This is a genomic window from Pseudomonas sp. B15(2017), from assembly GCF_002113215.1.
Classification (GTDB): domain Bacteria; phylum Pseudomonadota; class Gammaproteobacteria; order Pseudomonadales; family Pseudomonadaceae; genus Aquipseudomonas.
Genome location: NZ_NEJZ01000002.1, coordinates 95,210 through 107,975 on the forward strand (window position 1 = coordinate 95,210; position 12,766 = coordinate 107,975).

Below are 12,766 nucleotides of genomic sequence, written 5' to 3' on the forward strand. Positions count from 1 at the left end.
GCAGCAATACCCGAGCCCGCGATTGCAGGCTCGGGTACACGGTCAACGGCGACGGAACAGCGGCAGCGGTTCGTCAGTGGCGGCCTGATAGGTCACCGAGAAGTCCTTGAGGCTTTCAAGGGCGTCGTACGGGTCTTTGTCCGCACGCAGGGCGAAGGCATCGAAACCGCAACGGCGCATATAGAACAGCTGATCGCGCAGCACGTCGCCGATGGCCCGCAGCTCGCCTTTGAAACCGTAACGGTCACGCAGCAGGCGGGCGTTGGAGTAGTTGCGACCGTCGGTGAAGGCCGGGAAGTTCAGGGCAATCACCTGGAACTCGTTCACGTCGTCACCGATTTCCTCGGCTTCTTCGTCGGCATCCAGCCACACACCCAGACCGCCGTCGCGGGCCTTGAGCATGCGGGCGTGCTCACGCCACAGCTGCAGCGGGACGATCAGGTCGTCGCAGTTGCTGATTTCGTCGATGTTGAAATCCTTGGGCAGCAGGTGCCAGGTCTCGTCGACGACCTCGTTGTTCTTAATGATTCGCTGCATAGACGCGTTCCTTGAAGAGGTCGATGCCAATACGCTGGTAGGTGTCGATGAAACGCTCGTCTTCGGTGCGTTGTTCCACGTACACGTCGATCAGTTTGGAGATCACGTCCGGCATGTCTTCCTGAGCGAAAGACGGGCCGAGGATCTTGCCCAGGCTGGCGTCACGGCTGGCGCTGCCGCCGAGCGAGACCTGGTAGAACTCTTCACCTTTCTTGTCCACGCCCAGAATGCCGATGTGGCCGACATGGTGGTGACCGCAGGCGTTCATGCAACCGGAGATGTTCAGGTCCAGTTCACCGATGTCGAACAGGTAGTCCAGGTCGTCGAAACGGCGCTGGATCGATTCGGCAATCGGGATCGACTTGGCGTTGGCCAGAGAGCAGAAATCGCCGCCAGGGCAGCAGATGATGTCGGTCAGCAAGCCGATGTTCGGCGTGGCGAAGCCGCTTTCACGCAGCTCGCCCCACAGGGTGAACAGCTGGCTCTGCTCGACATCGGCCAGAATGATGTTCTGCTCGTGGGAGGTGCGCAATTGGCCAAAGCTGTAACGGTCGGCCAGGTCGGCGACGGCGTCGAGCTGCTTGTCGGTGATGTCGCCCGGTGCAACGCCGGTCGGCTTCAGGGACAGGGTCACGGCCACGTAGCCCGGCTTCTTGTGCGCCAGGGTGTTGCGGGCGCGCCAGCGGGCGAAGCCCGGATGCTCCTTGTCGAGGGCGGCCAGTTCGGCGTCCTGACTGCTCAGCGCCTTGTAGTCCGGGTCGACGAAGTGTTTGGCGACGCGATGAACTTCGGCTTCGGTCAGAGTGGTCTGGCCGCCGCGCAGGTGTTCCATTTCGGCATCGACTTTCTGGGCGAAGACTTCCGGAGTCAGCGCCTTGACGAGGATCTTGATCCGCGCCTTGTATTTGTTGTCACGACGGCCGTAGCGGTTGTAGACCCGCAGGATCGCGTCGAGATAGCTCAACAGGTCCTGCCATGGCAGGAACTCGTTGATGAACGCGCCTACGACCGGAGTACGACCCAGACCGCCGCCCACCAGCACGCGGAAACCGAGTTCGCCAGCCGCGTTGTGCACTGGCTCAAGGCCGATGTCGTGGACTTCGATGGCCGCACGGTCGGAGGTCGAACCGTTGACGGCGATCTTGAATTTGCGCGGCAGGTAGGCGAATTCCGGATGGAAGGTCGTCCATTGACGAACGATTTCGCACCACGGACGCGGGTCGATCAATTCGTCGGCCGCAACACCGGCGAACTGGTCGGTGGTGACGTTGCGCAGGCAGTTGCCGCTGGTCTGGATCGCGTGCATCTGCACGGTGGCCAGCTCGGCGAGGATGTCCGGGATGTCTTCGACCGCCGGCCAGTTGAACTGCACGTTCTGGCGCGTACTGATGTGGGCGTAGCCCTTGTCATAGTCGCGGGCGATTTTGGCCATCATGCGCATCTGACGCGAAGTCAGCTGGCCGTAAGGCACCGCCACGCGCAACATCGGCGCGAAACGCTGGATATACAGGCCATTTTGCAGGCGCAGGGGGCGGAATTCTTCTTCGCTCAGCTCACCTGCCAGATAGCGTCGGGTCTGATCACGGAACTGCTTGACGCGGTCCTCGATGATCCGCTGATCGTACTCGTCGTATACGTACATATAAGTCCTGTTCTCAGGCTTGGGCCACTCGGAAAACGCTGCGTTTTCGCTTGCTGGAGTCCGATGGTTCCTCTGCAATTCTGCGCGCACGGCCGCGCACTCCTTGACGGAGCCGGGGCAATATACCCGTTTGCAGTTATGCGCAAAAGTGATGTTTGAGTATATGGAAAGAACCAAATCGCCTAACGAGAATTACTGTCAACTAACCCACATTTGTCGTGCGGTCAATCATCGTCTTAACTGTGGTCGAGTCTTTCTGCAATCACCGACAAAACCGACAAGAGGCGATGCAATGAGCAACCCAACCAAGGCAAGGAAAAGCGATAGCAGCGTCGATGCATGGGCCATTCTGTTCCTGATCATTCTGGTCGTTGGAACAGCGGTGTTCTGGGTCAGCCATCAGTAAAACGACTCGTCCGGGCCCCGCTTGCGACGATTGTCGGACAAAAGGCGGGATCAAGCGCCAAAGGCCAGGCGATCAATGGCTATAATGCGCGGCCATTTTTCCCTGGGCCCGGATGTTTCATGTTCAAGTTTCTCCACATCAGCCTGCTCCTGTTCGGCGCGGTTTTCGCTACCTGCGCGCGTGCGGAGTCGGTGCTGTTCCTGAATCCGGGCTCGACCCAGGAAACGTTCTGGCTCAGCTACTCGCAGTTCATGCAGGCCGCTGCCCGGAATCTGGGTGTGGACTTGCGCATTCTCTACGCCCAGCGCAATCCCGAACTGACCCTGGCCCAGGCGCGCCTGGCCCTGCAAGGGCCAGATCGCCCGGACTATCTGGTGTTCGTCAACGAACAGTACGTGGCGCCGCAGATCCTGCGCATGGCCAATGGCAGCGGCGTGAAGCTCTTTATTGTCAACTCGGCGCTCACGCCCAGCCAGAAGGCGCTGATGGCAGATCGTGCTGATCATATCGGCAGCCTGGTGCCCAACGATGAAGAGGGCGGCTATCTGATGATGAAGGAGCTGATTCGCTTGCATCCACCCGTGGCGCCCGGTGAAAGCATTGATCTGCTGGCCTTTTCCGGTCTGAAAATCACGCCTTCGGCGCAACTGCGCGAAAAGGGCATGCAGCGGGCGCTGGCCGAGCACCCTCAGGTGCGTTTGCGACAACTGGTCTACGGTGGCTGGACGCAGCAACGGGCCTACGAGCAGGCCAGACAGTTGCTGGTCCGCTATCCCGACGTTTCGTTAGTGTGGGCGGCCAACGATGAAATGGCCTTCGGTGCGATGCGCGCCGTTTCCGAGGCCGGCAAAGTACCGGGCAAGGACGTATTGTTCAGCGCGGTCAATACCTCGGCCAAAGCTTTGCAGGCGTTAGTGGATGGGCGCTTGAGCGCTTTGCTCGGCGGCCATTTCACTCTGGGCGGCTGGGCGCTTGTCGAGTTGCACGATCACGCGCAAGGCGTCGATCTGAATCAATATGGCGGTCGTGACCGGCAGATTCCTTTGTTGCAACTGATCGACAGGGATCATGCCCGCCGAATTCTTGCCATGGGCGCCTCGCCAGACTATGGCGTGCACTTTCGCAAACTGTCGGCGAAGGGTCGTCCGGTTTCGTATCGCTATCCGTTCAACCTGCAGACCCTGATGCACTGACGCAGATCAGACGCCCGCCAGATGCACCACCAGTTGCACGATGCCGAACAGCGTCAGGGCGAACACCGCCGTGAACGCGATGCCCAGGAAGATGAAGTGGCTGGGCTTTCCATGGGTGAAGTCCCTTGCCCGGTTCTTGCCGCTCTGCACCCCGAACGCCGCTGCCATGACGCTGTGCAGCATCTGCCAGAAGGTCGGTGGCTTGTTGTCGACTGGATCGTCCATACATCCCTCGTCTTAAAGTGTGCCTATTGAGCATAGTCAATCGGCTGGCTGCGCGAGAAACCATTGGAAACCCCTCGCTGGCGCCGACATAACTATCTACCACGGCTGGCCGCCTTCGAAATGGTGTGCTGATGCTTCACTTTCACAGGAGAAGCGTTATGTCATCGATCCCGGCTACCGGAATGAAGCCAGCCGCCTCACAGAGCATCCACGGTGCCTTTCTCGAACAGGCCATTCCCGATTGGTTGACGGACGCCACCGCGCAGCGCCGCGCAGAACTCAAAAGCGCCCGTGCGACGCTGCCGCCTGGCTATCGGCAAGCCACCCGGGCGCAGCGTCGAGCCCTGAATGACGGATTTACCGCCAGCTTTGTCGCCCAGTCCCGGCTGGACAGACAACTGTCATCCCTGCAGGACATCGACACGTTTGCCGAGCCTCTGCTGATTGAAGCGTTACGAGACGAGTTCGGCATCGAAATGGATGTCAAAACGATCTATCTGCGTCTGAACAAAGCTGTCGAGGCCGGTATTTTCTCGATTGAAGTGGGGGTTTATGAAGTCTCCACGCTTTCGTTACTGCAGGCGGCCCTGCATAACTTCGAAGACTCGGAATGCGAACCGGGGGCCTTTCACCGTTCTTCCGGTTTTCTGGTCGAACGGAGGAAACCCGGAGAGTTGCTGCCCCTGACAACGCCGATGACCGTCACTCGATTCACGGCTTTATGCCGTTCGCTGGATATCGGTGCGAAGTATCAGGCCTATCTCAAGGACTTTTTTGATTCCAAAGATGCGCAGGCCGCAACGGCACTGCGTGAGACATTCATCGGCGCTGCCAAAGCCGATCTGCACGCTGCTGCGCAGTACGCGTTGTCCTGTGGGGACATCGAACCCGAGGATTACACGATGATCCTGTCGGTCATCGATGGAGACCTTCATCCGCGTCTGGGCCGCAAGAACGTCTGGTTTCACGATCTGAGCCTGATGAAGCATCGAATGACAGGCTGCGTCTGTTTTTCGATCAGTGAAGACGAGCGTTATACCGATGATCTACTGCTCTACATTCCCCATGACCCTTATCACCCGTTGAAGCGTTATACCCGCAGACAAATGGAGGCGATGTTCAAACGAAGATTCACTGAACGCGACGGCTTGTCGTCTGAAGATACGGTGCCGACGGCCTATCAGCGGTTTTTCAGTCGTTTCGTGGCGTATGCCGATCGTGGGGACTATTTCAGCCGTTTCTTGCACGACTCATCGTCCACGGCTCATTTTTCCGCTGATGCCATCGCACTCCTCAATCCTTTCGGGGGCCTCTGGCGCATTCATAACAGGCCTCCCGCCGTGGAGACAAAGTCCCCCGAGGATGACCCTTTTCTGGCCCCCACCGTGATTCCACGGGAGGGCGATAATCCCACCTCTGAAAATGTCGATCTGTGGAACTATCTCTTTGAACGGCACCGTGAGCGGACCATTGCCGATGCCCGCAGTCACGCTGTGCCCACGGCAGATGTCGACGAAAAGGTACGCAGCAGGAAACTCGCGACATTACTGAACATCGGCATGCTGGTGTTGACCACCGCAGCGGGTTTTGTACCGGTGCTGGGTGAGATCATGACGGCGGTGATGGTTGGCCAGTTGCTGGAGGAATCCATTGAAGGCGTCATCGAGTGGAGCGAAGGCGATCGCAGGGCCGCCAAGGCGCACCTGATCGATGTTGCGGAGAACCTGGCTCTGTTCGGTTTGCTCGCTGGCGCCGGTAAAGTCCAGTCCCGCCTCAAGCCGGCCACGGCTGCGCCGGTCATAGAAAAACTGCGGCCAGTCACATTGGCTGACGGTCAAACACGGTTGTGGAACCCGGATCTGACGGTCTATGAAAGCCCTGTTGAACAGCTTCCCCAGGGCGGGCCTAATGCTCAGGGCCAATTCATTGCACAGGAACGAGCCTGGATCCGGTTGCAGGGCCGGGTCTACGAAAAGAACTGGGACAGGGCATCCCTGCGCTGGCGTATCAGGCATCCCCGTGATCCTGATGCCTATCAGCCGATACTGAGCCACAACGGTGCCGGCGCCTGGCGATCCACGCTGGAGCGCCCGTTGTCCTGGGATCGCTTGACACTTTTGCGCCGGATCGGTCACAGCACCGAAATGCTGACCGACGAACAATTGCTGGCCATCGCCGACATTGGCGCAGTCAGTGACGACAGCTTGCGCAGAATGCACGTGGACAACCTGCCGCCACCGCCTGAACTGGCCGATGCGTTGCAACTGTTCGACGCGCAACGTCAAACCGCCACACCGGATGCACGGCTCCTCAAACTGCAACGGGTATGTCCGGGGCTCGGTGAAAACGCTGGCCGGGAAGTTCTTGCCCATGCAGACGCGGAATCACTGGCGGCTTTGCAAACGTCGACTTCAGTGCCGCGCCGCCTGCTGGAGGAGGCACGCTGGTACGCCGGACAGGGAAGGGCGGCCCGAACCTATGCCGGCCTGCATCAAGAGCATCCCTCCATCGACAGCTGCCGGCTGGCCTTGCGATTACTCGAAAAGTTGCCGGGCTGGCCGGACGATGTGCGGCTTGAACTTCGTGATTCACACATTCACGGGCCGTTGCTGGAGGCGATTGGCGGCGAGTCGGTCACGAACCGGGTGTACGTGGTCAAGCAAGGGCCGCTGTTTCAGGCATTCAGTGACCATGGATGGACGCAGAACGGCCAGCTCGATACCTTTTTTCCCTCGCTCATGCGCGCCTTGCCACAGGAAGCCAGTCAAGGTCTGGGGCTGTCTGGAAGTGAAAGCAGCGCTCGCTTGCAACGGGCAATCATCGACCATGCAACGGCGCATCCTGAGCAGGTTCGTACGGCCGTGGCCCCCTCAAGTCCGAGCAACCGTACGTACCAACCTCCGATACGCCTCAAGAATCGTCGATTTGGGTATCTCGCCAGTGGCGAGGGCGCGCTGGGGCGCCCGGGGATCAACACTTCACTCGCGGTGCAAGTGCTGGAACTCTATCCGAATCTGGATTTCAGACAGGCCAACGGAGTTGTGCTGCGAGCGATGCGAGAGGGGCAAAGTGATGTTCAGATCATGCAGTGGCTCAACGAGCGTGCTCAGGAATGGGAACGCCTTGAATCGACCCTCGATCACTGGGCGGCCCCCGGCCCCGGCCTTGAAGAACGTTTGAGAGCCGCGCATGACTTGAAACGCTGCTGGCGTGAAGCCCCCTTGGCTGCGAGCAATCGCGGCTACGACCAATTTGTCTGGGTCTGCGATGATCCGCTGCCGTCGCTGTCGGCGAGCTTTCCCCACGTCAAATTCCTGCTTGTGCAATCGCGTCGGTCGGAAACAGGTCAGATCCGCAATTTCCTCCGCGCTTTTCCCGAGGTTCGATATCTCGACCTCAGTGACTGTGCGCTGACAACCAACCCGATCCCGACGGATATCCGCGCCAGACTGGTCGAACTCGACCTGTCCGGCAATCCGATTTACAGGTTGGATATGTCGAGCATGCCGAACTTGAAGGCGCTGAGCCTTGAAGGCACGCAGTTGCAGCAGTGGCCACGGGGCGCCGAGGACCTTCAGGCGTTGCGCTGGCTGGATTTGCGAAACACCCGCGTTACCTCGCTGCCACCGCAGGCTCTGGCCCGTGATGACCTGCTGATCAACATGCTTCTGACGGGTGCTCCCCTTGGGCCAGACACACAAATTCAGCTGCAGGCGGCCCGGTCCCGGGTCGAGTCGACGCTGGGGCTGCCGGAGGGAGCGCTGGCGAGATTTGCCGCTGAACCCCTGCCCGACAGGAGCGCGCAACCCATGGAGACCGGATCCCTTGTGGCATCGCGGTTGTTGCAGTTGCCACCGGCGCCGCCTGCCGAAGAAAGTCTTTCTTCCTTCATCAGCCGCTTGCAGCGGGTGATTCCCGGTCTGTCGGAGGAGGACGCGATTGACGTGGTCGAATACCTGCGCTTCGGGGCTACTGACGCGCAAGTCAATGCTCGTATCAATGACTGGAACCAACGGTTCGAAGCGCTGACGCGCGAGCTCAATGGCTGGATCTTCGTGCGACGCAGTGTCGACATGCGTTTCAGGCAGCCGCGGATTTCCTCGAAAGGCCGGGCGCAGGCGGCGCACAGAATCATGGAGTGCTGGCAAATGGGCCTGTTTGGCGAGGCCGGCGTAACCGACTATGTGCTGGATCTGGAGGGTATTCCCGGAGTGGGGGCGTTGCCCGACCTGCCGGAAGCCTTTCCTCATGTAAAGGGTCTGAGCCTCAGGGGGCTGGAGCTGAGCGAGCAGGGGCTGCAAGGGTTTCTCACGTCATTCAATCAAGTGGAAACCCTGGATCTGGCCGCCAACGCGCTGCGAGACCTGCCGCAAGCCATTGGCGATATGGAGCGACTGGAGCAACTGGATTTGTCCGCCAATCGGTTGCATGACGCTCATGCAGCCGAGCAATTATTAGGTTCGCTGAACCATCTCAAGCGCTTGCGCCTGAACCTCAACCATTTCAGAGCCTTCAGTGCAGCGTCTCTTGAGGGGTTGGAACTGCTGGAGTTGAACCACAACCGGATCCGCTACTTCAACGAAGCGATCCCGCCCTGGCTCGAAGCGCTGCATTTGAGCGGTAACGACCTGAGGGAATGGCCGGCACAAGTTTTACAGGCCGAACACTTGCGCACACTGAGATTGTTGGGCAATTCGATCAGGGATGTTCCAGAGCAGCTCTTTGACGGCAATCATGACGAGCTGCTGCTCGACACCCGTTTATCCGGAAACTATCGCTCACTGTCGACTGCCAGTCTGCAACGGATCCGTGACTATTTTGATCGTACGGGCTACCAGTCGGCACTGGGCATTACCCGGGAGACGCTTGAACAGTGGATGGCAGACACGGACTGGGAGGAACCCGGTGGTTCCTCCTCTTCCGGAGGGGCTGATCAGCACTGATTGTTCAGTTGTCGTAACCCAGGTTCGGCGCCAGCCAGCGCTCGGTCAGGCTCAGTTCCTGGCCCTTGCGCGAGGTGTAGCTCTGGACCTGATCCTTGTCGATCTTGCCCACGGCGAAGTACTGCGCCTGCGGATGCGCAAAGTACCAGCCGCTGACCGCTGCCGCCGGGAACATCGCGTAGTGCTCGGTGAGGAACACGCCGCTGCGGCCGGCGCGCATTTCCTGCGCCTCGGGGTCGAGCAGGGCGAACAGCGTGGCTTTTTCGGTGTGATCCGGGCACGCCGGGTAGCCCGGTGCAGGACGAATGCCTGAGTACTGTTCTTTGATCAGCGCCTCGTTGTCGAGGGCTTCATCCTTGGCGTAACCCCAATGCTCCTTACGCACCTGCTGGTGCAGCCATTCGGCGCAGGCCTCGGCCAGACGGTCGGCAAGTGCCTTGACCATGATCGAGTTGTAATCGTCGCCAGCGTCCTGATATGCCTTGGCCACTTCTTCGGCGCCGATCCCGGCGGTGGTGATGAAACCACCGACATAGTCGGTCACCTCGCTGTCCTTCGGCGCGACGAAGTCGGCCAGCGAGAAGTTCGGCTTGCCGTCGGTCTTGATGATCTGCTGACGCAGGTGATGCAGGCGGGCCATGGGCTTGCCGTCATCGCCGTACAGCTCGATATCGTCGTCATGCACCTGATTGGCCGGCCAGAAGCCGAATACCGCACGAGCGCTGATCAGCTTTTCGTCGATCAGCTTGGTGAGCATCTCGCGGGCGTCCTTGTACAGCGAGGTCGCCGCTTCGCCGACCACTTCGTCTTCGAGGATGCGCGGGAATTTGCCGGCCAGGTCCCAGGAGATGAAGAACGGCGTCCAGTCGATGTATTCGACCAGTACGTTGAGGTCGATGTTGTCCAGCACGCGGGTGCCGGTGAAGGTCGGTTTGACCGGGGTGTACGTGGCCCAGTCGAACTGCGGCTTCTTGGCGATCGCGGCCGCGTAGCTCAGGCGCTCGGTGCGGGCACTGCGGTTGGCGGTGCGCTCGCGGACGTCGATGTACTCTTCGCGGGTCTTCTCGACGAAACCGGCTTTCAGTTCCTTGGACAGCAACTGCGTCGCCACGCCCACGGCGCGGGAGGCGTCGGTCACGTAGACCACCGCGTCATTGCTGTACTTGGGCTCGATCTTCACCGCCGTGTGCGCCTTGGAAGTGGTCGCGCCGCCGATCATCAGCGGCAGGTGGAAGTCCTGACGCTGCATCTCGCGGGCCACGTGAACCATTTCGTCCAGCGACGGGGTGATCAGGCCGGACAGGCCGATGATGTCGCATTTTTCTTCGCGGGCTACCTGCAGGATCTTCTCGGCCGGCACCATCACGCCGAGGTCGACAATGTCATAGCCGTTGCAACCCAGCACCACGCCGACGATGTTCTTGCCGATGTCGTGCACGTCGCCTTTTACCGTGGCCATCAGGATCTTGCCCTTGGCTTCCGGCTTGTCGCCTTTTTCCAGCTCGATGAACGGGATCAAGTGGGCCACGGCCTGTTTCATCACGCGGGCGGACTTCACCACCTGCGGCAGGAACATTTTGCCGGCGCCGAACAGGTCGCCGACGATGTTCATGCCCGCCATCAACGGGCCCTCGATCACTTCGATCGGGCGGGCGAAGGACTGGCGGGACTCTTCGGTGTCTTCAACGATGTGGGTGGTGATGCCTTTGACCAGCGCATGCTCCAGACGCTTGTTGACGTCCCAGCCGCGCCATTCTTCGGTTTCGGCTTCCTTGACGCTGCCGTCGCCCTTGTACTTGTCGGCGATGGCGAGGAGGGCATCGGTGCCTTCAGGCGTGCGGTTGAGGATCACGTCTTCGACGGCGTCGCGCAGTTCCTGCGGGATCTGATCGTAGATCTCCAGCTGACCGGCGTTGACGATGCCCATGGTCAGGCCGGCGCGGATCGCGTACAGCAGGAACACCGAGTGAATCGCCTCGCGCACCGGGTTGTTGCCGCGGAACGAGAACGACACGTTGGACACGCCGCCGGAGCTCAGGGCATACGGAAGTTCGTCACGGATGTAGGCACAGGCGTTGATGAAATCCACAGCGTAGTTGTTGTGTTCTTCGATGCCGGTGGCCACGGCGAAGATGTTCGGGTCGAAGATGATGTCTTCCGGCGGGAAGCCGACTTCGTTGACCAGAATGTCGTAGGAACGTTTGCAGATTTCTTTCTTGCGCGCTTCGGTGTCGGCCTGGCCGGCTTCGTCGAACGCCATCACGACAACTGCCGCGCCGTAGCGTTTGCACAGCTTGGCGTGGTGGATGAACTGCTCGACGCCTTCTTTCATGCTGATCGAGTTGACGATGCCCTTGCCTTGAATGCATTTGAGGCCGGCTTCGATCACGTCCCATTTCGAGGAGTCGATCATGATCGGTACGCGGGAGATGTCCGGTTCGCCGGCAATCAGATTGAGGAAGGTCACCATGGCCTTCTTCGAATCGAGCATCCCTTCGTCCATGTTGATGTCGATCACCTGGGCGCCGGCCTCGACCTGCTGCAGGGCGACTTCCAGGGCTTCGGTGTAGTTGTCCTCACGGATCAGACGGGCGAATTTCGCGGAACCGGTGATGTTGGTCCGCTCGCCGACGTTGACGAACAGCGAGCTGCGATCGATCGTGAACGGTTCCAGACCCGACAGGCGGCATGCCTTGGGAATGTCCGGAATCTGCCGTGGCGCGTAGCCGGCGACGGCTTTGGCGATGGCTTCGATGTGGCCCGGTGTGGTGCCGCAGCAACCGCCGACGATGTTGAGGAAACCGCTTTGGGCGAATTCTTCGATGACCTTGGCAGTGTCCGCCGGCAGCTCGTCGTACTCGCCGAATTCGTTCGGCAGGCCGGCGTTCGGGTGGGCGGATACGTGGGTGCTGGCCTTGTCCGACAGCTCTTCCAGGTACGGACGCAGCTCGCGGGCGCCGAGGGCGCAGTTCAGGCCCACCGAAATCGGTTTGGCGTGGGCCACGGAGTTCCAGAACGCTTCGGTGGTCTGGCCCGACAGGGTACGGCCGGAGGCATCGGTGATGGTCCCGGAAATCATGATCGGCAACTCGAAGCCCAGTTCTTCGAACACGCCTTGCACGGCGAAGATCGCAGCCTTGGCGTTCAGGGTGTCGAAGATGGTTTCGATCAGGATCAGGTCGGCGCCGCCCTCGATCAGACCTTTGGTGGCTTCGGTGTAGTTCTCCACCAACTCATCGAAGGTGACGTTGCGATAGCCCGGGTTGTTGACGTCCGGTGACAGTGAGCAGGTGCGACTGGTAGGACCGAGCACGCCGGCGACGAAACGCGGCTTGTCTGGCGTCTCGAGGGTTTTCGCATCGGCGACCTTGCGCGCCAGCCGGGCGCCTTCTACGTTGAGTTCGTAGACCAGTTCTTCCATGCCGTAGTCGGCCATGGAAATCCGGGTGGCGTTGAAGGTGTTGGTTTCGAGGATGTCGGCGCCGGCATCCAGGTAGGCTTTTTCGATGCCACCGATCACGTCCGGGCGGGTCAGTACCAACAGGTCGTTGTTGCCCTTGACGTCACTCGGCCAGTCGGCGAAGCGTTTGCCGCGATAATCCTGTTCTTCGAGCTTGTAGCTCTGGATCATCGTGCCCATGCCGCCGTCGAGAATCAGGATGCGCTCTTTGAGAGCTTGCTTGAGAGCTTGAAGGCGAACGCTGCGATCGGACATTGGGACTACTCGGAAAAAGACCATGACGAAGGGCCGGGATCATAACAAACCTGTGCGGTTTTAGAGCATGTGGCGCTTTTGCATGAATATCGCTCATGTTGGTAC

The 12,766-nt window shown here is 60.0% G+C and carries 6 protein-coding genes; 2 read left to right on the forward strand and 4 right to left on the reverse strand.

What is annotated here, in order from left to right; genetic code table 11:
• Positions 1-42: 42 nt before the first annotated feature.
• Together CAF73_RS03165 and CAF73_RS03170 are read right to left on the reverse strand one after the other, a co-directional pair.
• The gene (locus CAF73_RS03165; protein ID WP_007959510.1) at positions 43-537 is read right to left on the reverse strand and encodes a DUF934 domain-containing protein; all 495 of its coding nucleotides are present in this window, start codon (positions 535-537) and stop codon (positions 43-45) included.
• Positions 521-2,179 (reverse strand): nitrite/sulfite reductase, encoded by a 1,659-nt coding sequence (locus CAF73_RS03170; RefSeq protein ID WP_085701888.1) that lies wholly within the window; start codon positions 2,177-2,179, stop codon positions 521-523. The genes CAF73_RS03165 and CAF73_RS03170 overlap by 17 nt, the downstream gene beginning before the upstream one ends.
• 525 nt (positions 2,180-2,704) lie before the next feature.
• Between CAF73_RS03170 and CAF73_RS03175 the strand changes: the two genes are divergently transcribed.
• Entirely contained in the window at positions 2,705-3,778 is a 1,074-nt protein-coding gene (locus tag CAF73_RS03175) for an ABC transporter substrate-binding protein (RefSeq protein WP_085701889.1), read from the forward strand.
• A gap of 6 nt (positions 3,779-3,784) precedes the next feature.
• Here CAF73_RS03175 and CAF73_RS03180 read toward each other — a convergent pair whose 3' ends face one another.
• Positions 3,785-4,003, reverse strand: coding sequence for a DUF2970 domain-containing protein (locus tag CAF73_RS03180; protein WP_007959515.1), 219 nt, complete (start codon positions 4,001-4,003; stop codon positions 3,785-3,787).
• 158 nt (positions 4,004-4,161) lie between these two features.
• Between CAF73_RS03180 and CAF73_RS03185 the strand changes: the two genes are divergently transcribed.
• Positions 4,162-8,946, forward strand: a complete 4,785-nt coding sequence (locus tag CAF73_RS03185; protein WP_139834799.1) for a dermonecrotic toxin domain-containing protein — start codon at positions 4,162-4,164, stop codon at positions 8,944-8,946.
• A gap of 4 nt (positions 8,947-8,950) precedes the next feature.
• On the opposite strand, the gene metH is transcribed toward CAF73_RS03185, so the two are convergent.
• A complete protein-coding gene (gene metH, locus CAF73_RS03190) occupies positions 8,951-12,661 on the reverse strand; it encodes a methionine synthase (protein ID WP_085695925.1) in 3,711 nt (1,236 codons plus the stop codon).
• Positions 12,662-12,766 lie beyond the last annotated feature (105 nt).